Source organism: Streptomyces sp. NBC_00846, assembly GCF_045207325.1.
Taxonomy (GTDB): Bacteria; Actinomycetota; Actinomycetes; order Streptomycetales; family Streptomycetaceae; genus Streptomyces.
In genome coordinates this window covers 5087938-5105009 of the sequence record NZ_CP108846.1, presented here as the reverse complement: position 1 = coordinate 5105009, position 17072 = coordinate 5087938, and the positions used below count along the sequence as shown (strand labels likewise).

The 17072-nt window shown below is 70.9% G+C and carries 18 protein-coding genes; 10 read left to right on the top strand and 8 right to left on the bottom strand.

All coding sequences use genetic code 11. The features are described 5' to 3' along the window. Nucleotides 1-31 precede the first annotated feature (31 nt). The 6 genes from OG936_RS23670 to OG936_RS23645 all read right to left on the bottom strand — a co-directional run bounded on the left by OG936_RS23670 (nt 32) and on the right by OG936_RS23645 (nt 5718). Nucleotides 32-1303, bottom strand: coding sequence for an HD-GYP domain-containing protein (locus tag OG936_RS23670; protein ID WP_406497263.1), 1272 nt, complete (start codon nt 1301-1303; stop codon nt 32-34). Beyond that, nucleotides 1300-2718 (bottom strand): HD-GYP domain-containing protein, encoded by a 1419-nt coding sequence (locus tag OG936_RS23665; protein WP_406497261.1) that lies wholly within the window; start codon nt 2716-2718, stop codon nt 1300-1302. Before OG936_RS23665 ends, OG936_RS23670 begins: the two co-directional genes overlap by 4 nt. A gap of 155 nt (nt 2719-2873) precedes the next feature. Further along, nucleotides 2874-3194 carry a mycothiol system anti-sigma-R factor gene (rsrA, locus tag OG936_RS23660; RefSeq protein WP_266748452.1) on the bottom strand — a complete coding sequence of 107 codons (321 nt, stop codon included), beginning with the start codon at nt 3192-3194 and terminating at the stop codon, nt 2874-2876. Beyond that, nucleotides 3191-3847 carry a sigma-70 family RNA polymerase sigma factor gene (locus OG936_RS23655; protein WP_189273941.1) on the bottom strand — a complete coding sequence of 219 codons (657 nt, stop codon included), beginning with the start codon at nt 3845-3847 and terminating at the stop codon, nt 3191-3193. The genes rsrA and OG936_RS23655 overlap by 4 nt, the downstream gene beginning before the upstream one ends. A gap of 286 nt (nt 3848-4133) precedes the next feature. After that, entirely contained in the window at nt 4134-4877 is a 744-nt protein-coding gene (locus OG936_RS23650; RefSeq protein ID WP_406497259.1) for an alpha/beta family hydrolase, read from the bottom strand. Nucleotides 4878-4902: 25 nt separating this feature from the next. After that, nucleotides 4903-5718, bottom strand: coding sequence for an SOS response-associated peptidase (locus tag OG936_RS23645; RefSeq protein WP_406497257.1), 816 nt, complete (start codon nt 5716-5718; stop codon nt 4903-4905). A gap of 65 nt (nt 5719-5783) precedes the next feature. Between OG936_RS23645 and OG936_RS23640 the strand changes: the two genes are divergently transcribed. From OG936_RS23640 to OG936_RS23625, 4 genes are all read left to right on the top strand, one after another. Further along, nucleotides 5784-6497, top strand: a complete 714-nt coding sequence (locus tag OG936_RS23640) for a M50 family metallopeptidase (protein ID WP_406497255.1) — start codon at nt 5784-5786, stop codon at nt 6495-6497. 296 nt (nt 6498-6793) lie between these two features. Then, a complete protein-coding gene (aroA, locus tag OG936_RS23635; protein WP_406497253.1) occupies nt 6794-8134 on the top strand; it encodes a 3-phosphoshikimate 1-carboxyvinyltransferase in 1341 nt (446 codons plus the stop codon). A gap of 3 nt (nt 8135-8137) precedes the next feature. Continuing rightward, complete coding sequence (rsgA, locus tag OG936_RS23630) at nt 8138-9154, top strand: ribosome small subunit-dependent GTPase A (protein ID WP_383755663.1); 1017 nt, start codon at nt 8138-8140, stop codon at nt 9152-9154. A gap of 90 nt (nt 9155-9244) precedes the next feature. Beyond that, nucleotides 9245-9568 (top strand): multidrug efflux SMR transporter, encoded by a 324-nt coding sequence (locus tag OG936_RS23625; RefSeq protein ID WP_266748446.1) that lies wholly within the window; start codon nt 9245-9247, stop codon nt 9566-9568. A gap of 46 nt (nt 9569-9614) precedes the next feature. Here OG936_RS23625 and OG936_RS23620 read toward each other — a convergent pair whose 3' ends face one another. Beyond that, nucleotides 9615-10247 carry a TetR/AcrR family transcriptional regulator gene (locus tag OG936_RS23620; RefSeq protein WP_406497250.1) on the bottom strand — a complete coding sequence of 211 codons (633 nt, stop codon included), beginning with the start codon at nt 10245-10247 and terminating at the stop codon, nt 9615-9617. 120 nt (nt 10248-10367) lie between these two features. Between OG936_RS23620 and hisN the strand changes: the two genes are divergently transcribed. Beyond that, entirely contained in the window at nt 10368-11168 is an 801-nt protein-coding gene (hisN, locus tag OG936_RS23615; protein WP_406497248.1) for a histidinol-phosphatase, read from the top strand. A gap of 162 nt (nt 11169-11330) precedes the next feature. Further along, entirely contained in the window at nt 11331-11735 is a 405-nt protein-coding gene (locus tag OG936_RS23610) for a cyclic nucleotide-binding/CBS domain-containing protein (RefSeq protein WP_383755654.1), read from the top strand. A gap of 73 nt (nt 11736-11808) precedes the next feature. Here the strand turns inward: OG936_RS23610 and OG936_RS23605 are convergent, their stop codons facing one another. Further along, nucleotides 11809-13260 (bottom strand): catalase, encoded by a 1452-nt coding sequence (locus OG936_RS23605; RefSeq protein ID WP_406497246.1) that lies wholly within the window; start codon nt 13258-13260, stop codon nt 11809-11811. A 161-nt stretch (nt 13261-13421) separates the two neighbouring features. On the opposite strand from OG936_RS23605, the gene OG936_RS23600 reads away from it, so the two are divergent. From OG936_RS23600 to OG936_RS23585, 4 genes are all read left to right on the top strand, one after another. Next, nucleotides 13422-13841 carry a Fur family transcriptional regulator gene (locus OG936_RS23600; protein WP_266748423.1) on the top strand — a complete coding sequence of 140 codons (420 nt, stop codon included), beginning with the start codon at nt 13422-13424 and terminating at the stop codon, nt 13839-13841. Between the two features lie 422 nt (nt 13842-14263). After that, nucleotides 14264-14974 (top strand): ABC transporter ATP-binding protein, encoded by a 711-nt coding sequence (locus OG936_RS23595; protein ID WP_406500574.1) that lies wholly within the window; start codon nt 14264-14266, stop codon nt 14972-14974. Next, nucleotides 14971-15840: an ABC transporter permease gene (locus OG936_RS23590; protein WP_406497245.1), complete on the top strand. Its 870-nt coding sequence runs from the start codon at nt 14971-14973 to the stop codon at nt 15838-15840. The genes OG936_RS23595 and OG936_RS23590 overlap by 4 nt, the downstream gene beginning before the upstream one ends. 34 nt (nt 15841-15874) lie before the next feature. Then, nucleotides 15875-17017, top strand: coding sequence for an ABC transporter substrate-binding protein (locus OG936_RS23585; RefSeq protein ID WP_406497243.1), 1143 nt, complete (start codon nt 15875-15877; stop codon nt 17015-17017). Nucleotides 17018-17072: the final 55 nt, after the last annotated feature.

The following is a 17072-nucleotide window of genomic DNA, read 5'->3' as shown; positions in this document are numbered from 1 at the left end:
CCCGGCCGGACGCCCGCTCATTACCCATGGGTTACCCAGGCGGGACGGGGGTCAGACCGCCCCGGGCCAGGACTCGGGCCAGTGATTCCACGACCTCGGGCTGGTAGTCGTGACCGGTCCCGAGCCTGAGTTGCTCCAGTGCACCCAGCGGCCCGATGAGACTTTCCCCGCAGAGGTCGTCGTATGCGTTGACGGCCCTGACGATCCTGGCGGACAGCGGCTGCTCCCGGTAGGGGTCGGCCTGCCGCTCCACCACCACGGCGACCTCCGCGTCCACCCCTGTCTGCCGCACCACGGCCCCGCCGAGCAGCGCGATCCGGCGTTGCTCGGCGGTGGGCAGGGCGGCCGTCGCCCCGTCCGGGACCGGGTCGACGAGGGAGAGCTGGCCGATGTCGTGCATCAGAGCCGCGTACTCCAGCACGGTCAGCTCGCTCCCGGAGAGCCCCAGTTCACGGCCGACGGCGGTACAGAGCGTCGCGACCCTGCGGGCGTGCCCGGGCGGGGTGTACCCGGCGATCTCGGTGGACCGGGCGAGCGAGGTGATCGTCTGCCGGTAGGTGGTGCGCACGGCGACGAACCGGCGGAACGAGACCTGGGTCAGCAGCAGCGGTACGCACAGCACGGGCAGCGCCCACAGGCCGGCGACGGCAACCCCGAGAGCCATCACGACCCCGGTCGCGCAGACCGCAGAACCGATGCCGATGAGCGCGCGCAGCTCGTCGCGGAGCAGTGGCCCGTACGGATGGCCGGTGCGCGAACGCAACAGCAGGGCGGCGAGCACGGCGTCGCACAGAGCGGTCAGGGCGAGGAGCAGGAGCATGAAGAGCACGTAGTACGGACCTTCGCCGAACCGGTCCGGGACGCGGCCGGAGTTGTACAGCGGCTGAAAGCACACGGCGGCGAAGGTGACCGTCAGGATGCGGCGGGTCACCCGGTCGGGCGCCGGGCCGCTGCCGCGCGCCACCTGGGGGACGCAGGCGACGAGCTGCGCCGCGGTGAGGACGGCGATCACCTGGAGGACGCCGTGGGTGGTGGGCGCGCCGCCGCTGCGGCCGAGGAGGGCGTACGCGAGTGCTCCGGCGGCCCCGAGGGGCGCGGGCTCGCGCTCGCCGGGCAGCGCGCCCCAGCGGGCCAGTTCGCCGACGGTGATCAGCACCCCGAAAGCGAGGGCGTGGCCGGGTTCGTGGACGCCGCCCCAGAGGGTGTGGCCGAGCCCGGCGGTGGCCAGCACGGCGGCGGCGCCACGAACGGCGAGGACGGCGGGGGGCGCCACCGTCGGCCGGCCGCCGGCGGCCCGGGTCATCGGGGACGGTCCGCGGACGGCCGCGGGCCCGGGGCGACCTCGCCCGGCCCGTCGGCGGGAACCGCGGGGCCGGGCGCCTCCTCCCGCCGGGGCCGCAAAATCGTCTCGTCCGCCGTGACCACGGCCGTCGCCGCCGACCAGCCGTGCCGGTCCAGTGCCCGCACCAGCGCCCGCACCATCCGCGGATCGAACTGCGTGCCGGCGCACCGCTTCAGCTCCTCCAGCGCCACGGGCACCGGCCGCCCCCGCCGGTAGGACCGGGTCGACGTCATCGCGTCGAAGGCGTCCGCCACCGCGACGACCCGGGCGTACTCGGGGATCTCCCGCCCGCTGAGGCCGTACGGGTAGCCGCTGCCGTCGAGCCGTTCGTGGTGGTGCAGGATCGCGGCTCGTGCCTCGCCGAGGAAGCCGATGCCGCGGACGATCTCGTGCCCGTACTCCGGATGCAGTTCGATCACCCGCCGTTCCTCCGGAGTGAGCGGCCCGTCCTTGCGGAGCACCCGGGTCGGGACGCCGAGCTTGCCGACGTCGTGCAGGATCCCGGCGAACCGAAGGACCTCCAGGCGGCTCTGGTCCATGCCCAGTTCGCGGGCGATGAGGACGGAGGCCCGACCGACGCGTTCGCTGTGCCCGCGGGTGTACGTGTCCTTGATGTCGACGGCCTGCACCAGGGCCCTGATGGTGGCGCGGTGGGCGGCGTGCTCGCGGTGGTACTGGGCGAAGACCCAGCAGGAGATGTACATCGGCAGCAGGACGATGAGCGCGGACAGCGGTCCGTACGGGCCGCGCCACAGGACGGCCATCATCAGCCCGGCGAGTCCGTGCACCAGATGCGGTCCCAGCGAGCGGGCCGGCAGTCCGATCCAGGCACGTCGGACGGGCAGCCGTTCCGCCGCGACCAGGATCGAGCCGTCCAGCGCGGTCAGGACGAGGCTGAACACCAGGGCGGCGGCGCAGGCGGGCAGCAGCGCGTACGGGAGGTCGGGAAGCCGGTCGGAGCCACTGCCCGCGGCGCCGAGCGTGACGGTCCCGCCGAGCAGACCGTGGACGGACGAGGCCGCCCGGACGGTGACGGCGAGCTGCGCGGCCCGCCAGACACGCCGGGCGGTGGCGGGCGGCGTCTCCACCCGGCCGGCCAGCGAGCCGGGTATCGCGACCAGGGCGGCCGCGGCGGGCGGCAGCAGAAAGGCGGCGGCCAGCAGCAGCGGAAAGAAAGATCCGGCACGGATCGGCACGGAACTGCCGAAGAAGGGGCAGCGCCCCGGGAGTTCGCAGACCAGATAGAGGCCGGCGAGCAGTCCGACGGTGACCCACGGCGTCCCGGCGCCGGGGCGCAGCGCGGGGAGCGCACAGAACAGGGCACCGACCGCGGCCGCCAGGATGTACGCGCGCGCCGCCCCCCGTGTGGCTCTCACCCGCCCCGCCCGCCTCCCCCACTGCTCAATGGAGGCGCCACGCTAGCGAGTTGTGCGTCCTACCGACGCTCAATGAGCCCGATTAGCACCTTCGGGTGATGCGGCGGAGAGCCGGTTGATACGGGGGCGCCGCTACGCGTGGCGCCCGCCAGGCATCACTCCTTGGCGGCGGCCGGCCGGCCGGACTCCGACGCCGTCACGTCCTGCTCGGGCACGGCCTGGCCCGAGCGGATCAGGTCGATCCGGCCCATCACCTTTGAGCGCAGATCGCTCGGCACGTCGTCCTGGCCGCAGCAGCGCTTCACCAGCTTCTTCACGGCCTGTTCCAGCCCGTACTTCTCCAGGCACGGGGAGCACTCCTCGAAGTGCACCTCGAACTTGGTGCAGTCGCTGTCGGGCATCTCGTGGTCGAGAAACTCATACAGATGATCGAGGACCTCTGAGCAGTCCGTCTCGTGCGGCTCTCCGCAGCTCATGAGCCCGAGCCTTTCCGATCGTCCGACTCTCCGGCACCGGCCGGGACGAGCCCGCGCTCGCGGGCGTAGTCCTCCAGCATGCCGCGCAGTTGGCGGCGGCCCCGGTGCAGTCGGGACATCACCGTACCGATGGGAGTCCCCATGATGTCCGCGATCTCCTTGTAGGCAAAGCCCTCTACATCGGCGAGATACACGGCAATGCGGAACTCTTCGGGGATCGCCTGCAGAGCGGACTTCACATCCGAGTCGGGCAGGTGGTCGAGGGCCTGCGACTCGGCGGAGCGCAGACCGGTCGACATGTGCGACTCGGCGCGCGCCAGCTGCCAGTCCTCGATCTCCTCGGCGGCGCTGCGCTGGGGTTCGCGCTGCTTCTTGCGGTACGAGTTGATGAACGTGTTGGTGAGGATGCGGTACATCCACGCCTTGAGGTTCGTGCCCTCACGGAACTGGTGGAAGGAGCCGTACGCCTTGGCATAGGTCTCCTGGACCAGGTCCTCGGCGTCCGCGGGGTTGCGCGTCATACGCAGCGCGGCCGAGTACATCTGGTCGAGGAAACCGAGAGCGTCCCGCTCGAAGCGCGCGTTGCGCTCGGCGGTCGTCTCCTGCGCGCGGCCGTCGTCGGTCCCTGTGTCGGTCCCAGTGACCGGACCCACCTCCTCCAACGCTGTGGCGGAGCCGAAACCGGACCCGCTCGAATCGGAGAATAGTCGACCTTGCTTCGTGGCGGGCTGTCGATCCGATCCGCTCAGTGCCCGCTCGGGAGTGGTCTTGGCCGCATGCAGGACCGTCCACTCCAGGTCAGCGGCGTTCGAGCGACGCGGGCAGATGGTCGAACCCATGCGACGGACTCCCTCTCCACATACGACGTTGATGTACCGATGACACCCACAACAGTCGCCCCTGGCTCAGCATTCCCGGGGAGGGTGGCTCAGGGGTGCGTCACGCGAGGGCGGACAGCCATCCGGTCACGGCGGTGGTGAGGATCTCCATGGCCTGATCCTCGCTCAGGCCGGACTTCTTCGGTACGGCAAACCCGTGGTCGGCGTACGGCACCTCGGCGAGCTCGTACTCCCCCGGAGGAAATTCGGCGGGCCGCCCGAACGGGTCGTTGCCGCCCTGGACGACGAGCGTGGGTACGCCGGACCCGAGGAGCTCGTCCTTGCGGGACTTCTCCGGCTTTCCCGGTGGGTGCAGCGGGAAGCTGAGCGCGAGGACGGCGTGGGCGCCGAGCTCCGTCGCCGTCCGGCAGGCCACCCGCGCCCCGGCGCTGCGCCCGCCCGCGACGACGGGCAGCCCCGCCGCGGTCAGCGCGGGCCACAGGCCCCGCCACCCGGAATCCAGGGTCTTCGGGGCGGGCGCGACCTTCTTGCCGGCGACCCGCCACGGCTGCTCCACCAGGGCGACGGTCACCCCGTGGGCGGGCAGCGCGGCGGCCAGGGCCCGGAGGTCCCGGGTCCCGACGCCGCCGCCCGCGCCGTGACCGACGGCCAGCACCAGCCGGGCACCCGCGCTCCTGACGGACGTGGCGCTGTTCGCCGTCTTCGCGGACGTGGCGCTGTTCGCCGTCTTCGCGGACGTGGCGCTGTTCGCCGTCTTCGCGGGCAGCCAGGTGATCCTGGCCGGCCCGGCCTCGGTGTCGACCGTCTCGGTCTCCCGCTCACTGCCCGTCTCTGCGGCACTCATGCGCGCCATCCTTCCCGGTGAGCGGTCAGAAGAGGGTGCTCGTCTCCGGCGCGGCCAGCTCCTCCAGCAGTTCGGGGCCGTTGTTGCGGACGTTGCTGACGGCCGTGGCGACCGGGTAGGCCCGCATCAGGCCGCCCGGCGGCGGTGCGAGCAGCCCCTTCAGTTCCTCGACGTCGGTGCGCGACGGGTCGAGCCAGGCGTCCCACCGGTCCGGGGTCAGCATCAGCGGCATCCGGGGGTGGATGTCGGCGAGCGCGGCCGGGCCCTCGGCGGGGGCGACGGCGAGCGGGGTGGCCTCCGCCTCGGTCGTGATCACCGAGCAGGTCACCCACCAGGCCATCGGGTGGTCGTCCGGCAGGGTCCGGTCGCGCCAGAACTCGTACAGCCCGGCCATCGCGAAGACCGATCCGTCGGCGGGTGTCACGAAGTACGGCTGCTTCCGCGGCCGCTTCTTCTTCCCCTTCTCCTCCAGCTGCCGCTCATTCACGCCGGTGACCCACTCGTAGTAGCCGTCGGCGGGCAGGATGCAGCGCCGCGAGACGAAGGGACGGCGGAAGGACGGCTTCTCGTGGACGGTCTCCGCACGGGCGTTGATCATGCGTGCGGCGCCCTCGGGGGACTTCGCCCAGGACGGCACGAGCCCCCATTTCAGGGCACGCAACTGGCGAACCGGACGTTGATCGTCTGCGTCTTTCCATGGACGTTCCAGCACGGCGTAGACCTTCTTGGTCGGCGCCACGTTCCAATCGGGCGCCAGGGTCTCGGCCGGTTCCCACTTCTCGACCCGGAAGAGTCCGGTCAGGTCCTCGGGCCGCCGACTCGCTGCATACCGTCCGCACATAAGTGCCAGACTGCCACGACCGTCACGCCGGCAGGACGCCGATACCGCAAGGAGCCGCCCCCACCATGGACAGCACCGATCTGGGCAATCTGTGGGACCGCGTCTTCGGCACCCAGCCCCTCCCCGAGCAGTGGCTGGTGGTGGTGACCGGCACGCTCGCGCTGATCGCCGTCGTGCCGAATTTCATATGGCGGCTGACCCGCAACACGATCACCATCGCGCACGAGGGCGGCCACGGGCTGATCGCGCTGTGCACCGGGCGGCAGCTGTCCGGCATCCGGCTGCACTCGGACACCAGCGGGCTGACGGTCAGCCGCGGCAAGCCGACCGGCATCGGGATGATCCTGACCGCGGCGGCGGGCTACACCGCCCCGTCGCTGCTGGGCCTGGGCGGGGCGTGGCTGCTGGTCAACGGCAGGATCACGCTGTTCCTGTGGCTGGCCACCGCGCTGCTCGCGGTGATGCTGGTGATGATCCGCAATGTGTACGGGGCGCTGGCGCTGATCTTCACCGGATCGGCCTTCCTGCTGGTGTCCTGGCTGGCCTCGCCGGCCGTGCAGTCACTGTTCGCGTACACCGTGGTGTGGTTCCTGCTGCTCGGCGGCGTACGCCCGGCCTTCGAACTCCAGTCGAAGCGGCGGCACGGCGGTGCGCCGGACTCGGACGCGGACCAGCTGTCGCGGCTGACGGACGTGCCGGCCGCGCTCTGGCTGTTCCTCTTCCACGCGGTGTCGCTGTGCTCGCTGATCGGCGGCGGGCGCTGGCTGCTGGGCATGTGAGGGCCGCAGTCGGCCGGCGACGCCTACCACGCCGGCGTTGCATACCGGTTTCGTCTTGTTTGATCGAGATTCGGGTTTGCGATGAACCGCTTAGACCGACCGGCAATTGGGGGGTGGGAGAAGGAGCGGGGCTGGGTTCGTGCAGCTGCTGGATTGAGGCAGATGGGGTCTCCCCTGCTCGAGCGAAGCCGAGAGCTTGGGGAAGGAGCGTTGGTGATTGACGACAACGCCGCAGATGCGCGTGCCCAGCCCCGCGACGCCGCCGCCCAATTGCCGGTCGGTCTAAAGTGAGGTCCATGACCGAAAGTGCCGTGCACCCCGCCCTCTGGCCCGCCCCATATGCGAGTGGAGCCGTCGACGCGACCGTCACCGTGCCCGGATCGAAATCGGTCACCAATCGCGCGCTCGTCCTCGCCGCGCTCGCCGCCGAGCCCGGCTGGCTGCGCCGCCCGCTGCGCTCCCGCGACACCCTGCTGATGGCCGAGGCGCTGCGCGCCATGGGCGTCGGCATCGAGGAGACGGTGTCGTCCAGCTCCTCCGTCGCGGACGGCCCGGACTGCTCCGGCGAGGCCTGGCGGATCATCCCGGCCGGGCTGCACGGCCCCACCACGATCGACGTCGGCAACGCCGGGACGGTCATGCGCTTCCTGCCGCCGGTCGCGGCCCTCGCCGACGGCCCGGTCCGCTTCGACGGCGACCCCCGTTCGTACGAGCGCCCGCTGAACGGCGTGATCGACGCCCTGCGGGTGCTCGGTGCCCGGATCGACGACGACGGACGCGGCTCGCTCCCGATGACCGTGCACGGCGCCGGCGCGCTGGACGGCGGAGCGGTGGCGATCGACGCCTCCTCGTCCTCCCAGTTCGTCTCGGCGCTGCTCCTGTCGGCGCCGCGCTACAACCAGGGCGTGGAGGTGCGCCACACCGGCGCCAGGCTCCCTTCCATGCCGCACATCCGGATGACCGTCGACATGCTGCGGGCCGTCGGTGCCCAGGTCGACGAGCCGGAGACGGGCGGCGAGCCGAACGTCTGGCGGGTCTCCCACTCCGCTCTGCTCGGCCGTGATCTGACCGTCGAGCCCGATCTCTCCAACGCCCAGCCGTTCCTCGCGGCGGCGCTGGTCACCGGCGGCCGGGTCACCATTCCCGACTGGCCCGAGCGCACCACCCAGCCGGGCGACGCGCTGCGGGAGATCTTCACCGCGATGGGCGGCAGCTGCGAGCTGACCGAGCACGGGCTCACCCTCACCGGTTCGGGCCGGATCCACGGCATCGACGTCGACCTCGGCGAGGTCGGCGAGCTCACCCCGGGCATCGCGGCCGTCGCCGCCCTCGCCGACGGCCCGTCCACCCTGAGCGGCGTCGCACACCTGCGGCTGCACGAGACGGACCGGCTCGCCGCGCTCACCAAGGAGATCAACGAGCTCGGCGGCGATGTCACCGAGACCGCCGACGGGCTCCACATCCGCCCGCGACCGCTGCACGGCGGTACCTTCCATACGTACGACGACCACCGGATGGCCACCGCGGGGTCGATCATCGGCCTTGCCGTCCCCGGAGTGGAGATCGAGAACGTGGCGACAACCGCCAAGACCCTGCCGGACTTCCCGCAGATGTGGACCGGAATGCTCGGGGCCTGAGAGATGCGCCGCTACGGCAAGAACCCCGACGAGGACGACATCCGGACCCGCCCCAACCCGAAGGGCAACCGTCCTCGTACGCACACCCGCCCGAAGCACGAGGACGCCGAGGAAGGCATGGTCCTCACCGTCGACCGCGGCCGCCTAACCTGCCTCGTCGACGGTCGTACGGTCATGGCGATGAAGGCCCGCGAGCTGGGCCGGAAGGCCGCCGTGGTGGGCGACACCGTCTCCCTCGTAGGCGATCTGTCCGGCGCCAAGGACACCCTCGCCCGCATCGTCCGCATCGGTGAGCGCCGCTCGGTGCTGCGCCGGACCGCGGACGACGACGATCCGTTCGAGCGGGTGGTCGTAGCCAACGCCGACCAGCTGGCGATCGTCACCGCGCTGGCCGATCCGGAACCCCGCCCGCGGATGATCGACCGCTGTCTGGTCGCCGCGTACGACGGCGGACTCTCCCCGCTCCTCGTGCTCACCAAGTCCGACCTCGCCTCCCCGGACAAGCTGCTGGAGGCGTACACCCCGCTGGGCGTCCCGTTCATCGTCACCAGCCGCGAGGAGCTGGAGAACGGCGACGCGGCGGAGCGGGTCCGCGAGCAGCTGAACGACCGGGTCACCGCCTTCGTCGGGCACTCCGGCGTCGGAAAGACGACGCTGGTCAACGCGCTCGTGCCGAAGGACCGGCGGCGTACGACGGGGGTCGTCAACGCGGTCACCGGCCGTGGCCGGCACACCACCACCTCGGCGCTGGCGCTCCCCCTGCCCGACTACCGCGGCTGGGTGATCGACACCCCGGGTGTGCGCTCCTTCGGGCTCAACCACATCGACCCGTCCCGGGTGATCCACGCCTTCCCGGACCTGGAGCCCGGCACCGAGGAGTGCCCGCGCGGCTGCACCCACGACGGCCAGGAACCGGAATGCGCCCTGGACGCCTGGGTTGCGGACGGCCACGCCGATCCGGCGCGGCTGGACTCGCTGCGGCGGCTGCTCTCCACCCGGGAACGACGCGAAGGCGACTGACCCGGGCACGTTTGCCATCCGCGGCCACCGGTAAGTGCATAATCACACCCAGCGAGGCAAGGCGGTCACCGACGTGGGAGGGCACTGACGATGGCGTGGCTGCTGGTCGTGGTCGCGGGGCTGCTGGAGACCGGCTTCGCCGTCTGCCTGAAGCTCTCGCACGGGTTCACCCGGCTCTGGCCGACCATCGCGTTCTGCGTCTTCGCCCTCGGCAGCTTCGGTCTGCTGACGCTGTCGCTGAAGAAGCTCGACGTGGGGCCCGCCTACGCCGTGTGGACGGGCATCGGCGCGGCGGGGACCGCGATCTACGGCATGGTCTTCCTCGACGACGTGGTCTCCACCCTCAAGCTGGTCTCGATCTCCCTGGTGATCATCGGTGTGATCGGGCTGCAGCTCTCGGGCTCGTCCCACTGACCCCGGATCGGGCCCTGGGTCCGACGGCCCCGGACCCGGCCGGCGTTCACCCGGCGGGCAGCCGTTCCACCAGCTCGCGCACCAGCGGCGCCAGGTCCCACTCCGGCCCTGTCCCGGCGTCCGTCCCCGGGAGGGCCGGCACCAGCGCGTAGCTGAGTGCCAGCCGGAGCGCGATCTCGCAGGTCACGGCCAGTGCCTCGATGTCGGGCGGGGGCCGTCCCTCGTCGAGGGCGGCCACCGCGCGCCCCCGGGCCTCGCCGAGCAGTTCGGCGGGCGTCGGCGTCCCGGAGTCGGCACGCCGCTGGGCGGGCACGCGCGAGGCGGTCGGCACGGCCGGGCGTACGGGACGGGGTAACCGGTCGCTCCAGCAGCCCGTGAGCAATCCCCTGACGAGGGCGTTCGTGCGGACGGCGCGGACGGTCCAGACGGCGGTGGCGGTCAGCCTGTCCCCCGTACCGCCTGGCGACCCCAGCGCCCGTTCGACACCGGTCAGATAGCCGTCGGCCGCGCTCCGGACGAGGGCGCGGGCCAGACCGTCCTTGCTGCCGAACTCGTTGTAGAGGGTCTGCCGGGAGACCCCTGCGGTGACCGCGACATCGACCATGCGCACCGCCGGCCAGGGCAGGGTGGCCAACGCCGTGAGGGCGGCGTCCAGCAATGCGTCTCGCGCCGTGGGCATCGTCGCCTCCCGCGCCAAGGGCTCCGCGTTCCAGAGTTGACGCGCTCCCGTGGACTGTCAATGGTCCGCGCAGCCCGAGGCCCGGTGGCTCTGTTCACCTGCGATCGATACTGTGACGGCATGCCCGATTACCACGATGATCTGCGCCTCGCCCATGTGCTGGCGGACGCCGCCGACGCGGCGACGATGGACCGGTTCAAGGCTCTGGACCTCAAGGTCGAGACCAAGCCGGACATGACGCCGGTGAGCGAGGCCGACAAGGCCGCTGAGGAACTGATCCGTGGTCACCTCCATCGGGCCCGCCCGCGCGACGCGATCCTGGGCGAGGAGTTCGGAATCGAGGGCACTGGCCCGCGGCGCTGGGTCGTCGACCCGATCGACGGCACCAAGAACTACGTGCGTGGCGTGCCGGTCTGGGCGACGCTCATCTCGCTGATGGAGGCCGGTGAGGAGGGGTTCCAGCCGGTGGTCGGCGTGGTGTCGGCGCCCGCGCTGAACCGGCGCTGGTGGGCGGCGAAGGGCGCGGGCGCGTTCTTCGGCCGCAGCCTGACCTCCGCGACCCGGCTGCAGGTGTCGAAGGTGGAGCGGATCGCGGACGCCTCGTTCGCGTACGCGTCGCTGAGCGGCTGGGAGGAGCAGGGCCGGCTCGACGGGTTCCTGGATCTGACCAGGGCCTGCTGGCGCACTCGTGGGTACGGGGATTTCTGGCCGTACATGATGGTCGCCGAGGGATCGGTCGACATCTGCGCGGAGCCGGAGCTCTCGCTCTGGGACATGGCGGCCAACGCGATCATCGTCCAGGAGGCGGGCGGCGAGTTCACCAGCCTGGACGGGGTGTCCGGTCCCGGCGGCGGTAACGCGGCGGCCTCGAACGGGCTGCTCCACCACGAACTGCTGGGCTATCTGAACCAGCGCTACTGACCCGGATCACGCCCCCAGGAGGCGCGCACCACCGCACGCCCCTCGGATGACTCCCGTCCCCCCTTGTCCCGTTCCCGCATCGATGCAACTCTGAGAGTCCCCCCGCTTGTGAACTTGTGAATCGACTCACACGGTCGTTTCGCGAAGGAGGTGGCTCATTTCATGCTCGTCCGTGACGCCATGAGCACGCTGGTCCTCACCATCGGACCCGCCCATACGCTCCGCGAGGCCGCCCGGCTGATGTCGGTCCGGCACGTCGGAGCCGCGGTCGTTCTCGACCGGGACACCAGCGGGCTCGGCATTCTCACCGAGCGCGACATCCTCAACGCGGTCGGCTCGGGGCGGAATCCCGATGTCGAGACCGCCTCCGCCCACACCACCACCGACGTGGTCTTCGCCGCGCCCACCTGGACCCTGGCGGAGGCCGCGGAGGCCATGACGCACGGCGGGTTCCGCCACCTGATCGTGCTGGACGACCACGGGCCGGTCGGCATCGTCTCGGTCCGTGACATCCTGCGCTGCTGGACGCCCGCCAAGCGCCACCCCCGCGCGGAACTCGTCGGCTGACCCCCGTGAACGACCGGTGGGCCGGTCCCCTCCGAAGAGGGAACCGGCCCACCACCGACGACAGGCGTCCCTGTCAGCCGCGCAGGGCCTGGACCGCGGCCTCCAGACGCTTGCCGAAGTCGCCGTCCGCCTGGCGGAAGTTGTTGATCGCACGCTCGGCGATGTCATCGCGCGACACCTTGGCGATGAACCCGGCGAGGTTGTCGATCAGCCGCACCTTCTCGTCCTCGGAGAACAGCCGGTAGAGGTTTCCGGCCTGCACGAAGTCGTTGTCCTCGGCGTGACTCGGGGCCTCGTGCGTACCGATCTCACCCGCGACCGGGGTGGCCTCCCACAACGGCCGGTCCGTCTGGGCCGGGCCGCCGAAGCTGTTCGGCTCGTAGTTCTTCGCACCCTTGTGGCGGCCGTCGTACAGGTAGCCGTCACGGCTGTAGGTGCGCGCCTCGGTGGCGTGCGGGCGGTTCACCGGCAGGTGGTCGGCGTTGATGCCGACGCGGTAGCGGTGGGCGTCGCCGTACGCGAAGAGGCGGCCCTGGAGCATCTTGTCGGGGGACGGCCCGATGCCCGGCACGAAGTGCGCGGGGCTGAAGATCGACTGCTCGACCTCGGCGAAGATGTTCTCCGGGTTGCGGTTGAGCTCCAGCTTCCCGATCTCGATCGGCGGGTAGTCCGCATGCGGCCACACCTTGGTGAGGTCGAACGGGTTGAAGCGGTACGTGGCCGCCTCGGCCGCCGGCATGATCTGGACCTGCACCGTCCAGGACGGGAAGTCGCCGCGCTCGATCGCCTCGCGCAGGTCACGCTGGTGGCTGTCGGGGTCCTCACCGGCGAGCTTGTTGGCCTCGTCCTGGGGGAGGTTCTTGATGCCCTGGTCGGTCTTGAAGTGGTACTTGACCCAGAAGACCTCGCCGGCCTCGTTGTTCCACTGGTACGTGTGCGAGCCGTACCCGTTCATGTGACGCAGCGTGGCCGGAATGCCGCGGTCGCCGAAGAGCCAGGTCACCTGGTGGGTGGACTCGGGCGACAGACCCCAGAAGTCCCAGACGTTGTCCGCCTCCTGCGAGCCGGTGTACGGGTCGCGCTTCTGGGTGTGGATGAAGTCCGGGAACTTGATGGCGTCCTTGACGAAGAACACCGGGGTGTTGTTTCCGACGAGGTCGTAGTTGCCCTCTTCGGTGTAGAACTTCAGCGCGAAGCCGCGGGGGTCACGCACCGCGTCCGCCGAGCCGAGGTTGCCCGCGACGGTCGAGAAGCGGAGGAACGTCTCGGTCTGCTTGCCGACCTCGGAGAGGAACTTCGCCCGCGTCCACTGCGAGACGTCACGGGTCAGCGTGAACGTGCCGTACGCGCCGGCGCCGCGGGCGTGCACGATGCGCTCCGGAATGCGCTCACGGTTGAAGTGCGCGAGCTTCTCCAGCAGCGACTGGTCCTGCACCAGCACGGGACCGCCGACGCCAGCGGTCTGGCTGTTCTGGTTGTCGGCGACCGGCGCGCCGGCCTCCGTGGTGAGCGGTCCCTGCGTCACGTGCGCCTCCTGCGTCGTTCCTGCACATTCGTCATGTCCTGCACAGCCTGTCCCTTGGCCTATGCCGATCCCGATCCTACAATGGACATTGTCCAAGTCAAGTGAACATCCAAATTCATATCGGCTCGGGACCTGGTCCCCCCACTGTTAGGCTTGTGCTTATGAGTGACCTGCTGGAACGACTTCGCGGACGCGGCTGGCGCATGACCGCCCAGCGGCGCGTCGTGGCCGAGGTCCTCGACGGGGACCATGTGCACCTGACGGCGGACGAGGTCCATGCCCGCGCCGTTGCGAAGCTGCCCGAGATCTCCCGCGCCACCGTCTACAACACCCTGGGCGAGATGGTGACGCTCGGTGAGGTCATAGAGGTTTCCACGGACCGCCGCGCCAAGCGCTACGACCCGAACGCACACCGCCCCCATCACCACCTCGTCTGCGCGCGCTGCGGCACCATCCGCGACGTGCATCCGGCCGGCGACCCGCTGGCGGATCTGCCGAGCGACGAACGGTTCGGATTCACGGTCTCCAACGTCGAGGTGACCTACCGCGGCATCTGCCCGAACTGCGCCGCAACGAGCTGAGTTCTGCCGCGGAAGGCCCCGGTGCGCGCATCACGCGCACCGGGGCCTTCCGCATGAACAGCCACAGAGGGTGACACCCGCCCCGGGCCCACCACGCGCACACCCCCTTCCCGAATCTGACGGGGCGTCATATCGTCGGCGGCGATCACGTCCGCCCCGCGGCGGATCCGCACCTCGATACGCGCGAGGAGAGACCCGTGGGAGATCCGCACCCGACCCCACCCACAGCCCAGGCCCCTGACCGGGCTCCTGTTTCCACTCCGGCTCCGGACCCGGCCTCTGGCCAGGCTCCGGCGCCTGTTCCTGCTCCGGCACCTGTTCCTGATCCGGCTCCGGCCGCAGCCCCGGCGCCCGCCTCAGCCACCCGGCCCAAGCTCCGCGCCGACGCGCTCACCCGCTCCTTCGGGCGCGGCGCCAAGGCCCTGCCCGCCCTCGGCCCCGTCGATCTCTCCGTCGCTCCGGGCGAGTTCACCTGCCTCGTCGGCCCTTCCGGCTGCGGCAAGTCCACGCTGCTCAGGATCGCCGCCGGACTGCTCCGCCCCAGCTCCGGCGAGCTGTCCATCCGTACGGCATCGCCCCGCCCGGCGGCGATGATCTTCCAGGACTACGGGATCTACGACTGGAAGACCGTACTGGCCAACGTCCGGTTCGGCCTCGACATCCAACGCGTACCGCGCAAGGAGGCCGACGCCAGGGCGCGCGACTGGCTGGCCCGGATGGGGCTCTCCGACTTCGCGGGGGCATATCCGGCCGCCCTCTCCGGCGGAATGCGGCAACGGGTCGCGATCGCCCGCGCCCTCGCCGTCGAACCCGAGATGCTGCTGATGGACGAGCCGTTCGCGGCGCTCGACGCCCAGCTGCGCACCATCCTCCAGGACGAGCTGCTCGACCTCACCCAGACCACCCGTACCACCACCCTCTTCATCACCCACAGCCTCGAAGAGGCGATCGTGCTCGGGGACCGGGTACTGGTGATGTCCGCCAGACCGGGGCGGATCATCGCCGAGCGCCGCCCGCCGTTCGGCCGGCCCCGCACCGGCGAGGTCCGGTCGGCGCCCGAATTCACCGCGCTGAAGAGCGAGTTGTGGGAACTGCTGCGCGGCGAGGTACGGAGGGAGGCGGTTTCGGCATGAGCACCACCGTGCACGCCACGAAACCCGACGACGGCGTGCTGATCCGCAGGCCGGGCCCGCAGGAACTGCATCCGGTGCGCACCCACCGCAGGCGCCGCGCCCTGGAGATCGCGCTCGCCGTCGCCGTACCGCTGCTGCTCGTGCTGCTCTGGCAGCTGGCCGCGACACAGTCCTGGATCGACGAACGGGTCTACCCCGCCCCCTCGACCATCCTGGCGGACGGCTGGGACCGGGCGGGCGCCGGTGAACTGTGGCCGGATGTGTGGGCCACGCTCAAGCGGGTCCTCGGCGGCTACGCGATCGGCACCGTCGCGGGTTACGCGCTCGGGCTGCTGATGGGCTCGCTCTCCCTCGTACGGGCGGCGCTGGAGCCGTTGCTCGACGCCCTGTACGTCGTCCCGAAGCTGGCCCTGCTGCCGGTCTTCCTCAATATGTTCGGCCTCGGCGAGGGACCGCAGTTCGCTCTGGTCGCCACGACCGTCTTCTTCTTCGTCTGGATCTCCACTATGGCGGCCGTGCTGGCCGTCCCGGTCGGCCACCGTGACGCCGGTCAGGTCTTCGGCGCCTCGCCCTGGCAGATGTTCCGGCATGTACTCCTGCCCGCGTCACTGCCGGCAGTCCTGGTCGGGGCGCGGATCGCGGCGGGGGTGGCCGTACTGGTCATCGTCGCCTCCGAACAGATCGCGGCGGCCGACGGGCTGGGCCATCTGATCTTCGACTCCCGGGCGCTGTTCCAGAACGACGTGATGTTCGTCGGCATCGTGTGCGTGGCGGTCCTCGGTGTCGTCTTCTCCGAGGTGGTGCGGATCGCCGGGCGGCTGCTCACCCCGTGGGCTCCGCGCGACCGCGGCCGCGGCCAGTCCTGAACCGTTCACCCCACGTTCTTCGTACGGAGGCACTGTGCGTACACGTACCCCCTGGACCTGCACCGTCGTACTCATCGCGGCGTCCTTGCTCGGCGCGGCAGGCTGCGCCGGAAAGGACTCCGCCGACGACCGCGCCACCGCCGCGCCGCGCACCGTCACACCCGTCGCGGGCTGCGGTGCCCGCAGCTGGAGCGATCCGGCCGACCTCGCCCCCGACCGGAAACCGGCCCGCTGCGACAACGGGGCCCCGGCGGCCCGGCCCCTGGCGAAGAAGCGGAAGATCACCGTCGCCACCGGAACCCTGAGCGCGGAGTACGTCGCTCCGCTCCAGGTCGCAGTGGCGAAGGGCGAGTTCGCGAAGGAAGGGCTGGACGTCGAGCTGAAGGTGCTGCCCACCCCGGACGCCTTGCCGCTGCTCGCCAAGGGCGATGTGGACGCCCAGTGGGCGGCTCCCGAGGCGGCCGTGATGAACGGCATCAACGGCGGTTTCGACATCAGGTGGGTGGCCGGGAACTTCTCGCCCGACCCCTCCTCCAAGAGCGGCCTGTGGGTGCGCCTCAAAGATGGCGAGAGCGCCGACCACGTCGATATGGCGGGCCGGAAGATGGGCACGATGATCGGCAAGGGCTCGGTCATCGCCTACCCGATGGACACCTCCCTGAAGAAGCACGGCGGTGGCCTCGACAAGATCGGCTTCCAGCAGCTCGGCTCCGCGGACGTCCTGACCGCACTGGAGAACGGTGGCGTGGACTCCGCCTGGCTGCTCGACCCGGTCTGGCGCAAGGTGGACGGCGACAAGAAGTACGCGTTCCTGGGCGGCCAGCCGCTCGGCGAACCGCTCGGCGGCCTGCTCTTCGGACCGACGCTGCTGAACAAGGACCCGGACGCCGGCGTCGCCTTTCTCCGCGCCTACGTCCGGACGGTGAACACCTACTTCGCCGGCGACTACAAGGCCGACCCCGCGTTCGTCGCCGAACTGGCGAAGCTGATGAAGACCGACGAGGCCACACTGCGGTCGACCCCGTCGATGCGGATGGACTGGGAGATACGGAAGGGCACGACGGACCGGCTGCAGCAGGCGTACGCGGACGCCGGCGTCTCGAAGGGTGCCCCGGTGCCGGAGGCGAAGGCCGTGGACCGGGCGATGTACGCGGAGGCGGTGGGCCACTCGCTCTGACTCGCGTGCACGGGCATACGCAGAAGGCCGGATCCTCTAGAGGATCCGGCCTTCT

Bases quoted from the DNA above. Each gene is read 5' to 3' on its own strand.
- OG936_RS23670 (WP_406497263.1), bottom strand. From the start codon at position 1,303: ATGACCCGGGCCGCCGGCGGCCGGCCGACGGTGGCGCCCCCCGCCGTC.
- rsrA (WP_266748452.1), bottom strand. From the start codon at position 3,194: ATGAGCTGCGGAGAGCCGCACGAGACGGACTGCTCAGAGGTCCTCGAT.
- OG936_RS23650 (WP_406497259.1), bottom strand. From the start codon at position 4,877: ATGAGTGCCGCAGAGACGGGCAGTGAGCGGGAGACCGAGACGGTCGAC.
- OG936_RS23645 (WP_406497257.1), bottom strand. From the start codon at position 5,718: ATGTGCGGACGGTATGCAGCGAGTCGGCGGCCCGAGGACCTGACCGGA.
- OG936_RS23640 (WP_406497255.1), top strand. From the start codon at position 5,784: ATGGACAGCACCGATCTGGGCAATCTGTGGGACCGCGTCTTCGGCACC.
- aroA (WP_406497253.1), top strand. From the start codon at position 6,794: ATGACCGAAAGTGCCGTGCACCCCGCCCTCTGGCCCGCCCCATATGCG.
- rsgA (WP_383755663.1), top strand. From the start codon at position 8,138: ATGCGCCGCTACGGCAAGAACCCCGACGAGGACGACATCCGGACCCGC.
- OG936_RS23625 (WP_266748446.1), top strand. From the start codon at position 9,245: ATGGCGTGGCTGCTGGTCGTGGTCGCGGGGCTGCTGGAGACCGGCTTC.
- OG936_RS23620 (WP_406497250.1), bottom strand. From the start codon at position 10,247: ATGCCCACGGCGCGAGACGCATTGCTGGACGCCGCCCTCACGGCGTTG.
- hisN (WP_406497248.1), top strand. From the start codon at position 10,368: ATGCCCGATTACCACGATGATCTGCGCCTCGCCCATGTGCTGGCGGAC.
- OG936_RS23610 (WP_383755654.1), top strand. From the start codon at position 11,331: ATGCTCGTCCGTGACGCCATGAGCACGCTGGTCCTCACCATCGGACCC.
- OG936_RS23600 (WP_266748423.1), top strand. From the start codon at position 13,422: ATGAGTGACCTGCTGGAACGACTTCGCGGACGCGGCTGGCGCATGACC.
- OG936_RS23590 (WP_406497245.1), top strand. From the start codon at position 14,971: ATGAGCACCACCGTGCACGCCACGAAACCCGACGACGGCGTGCTGATC.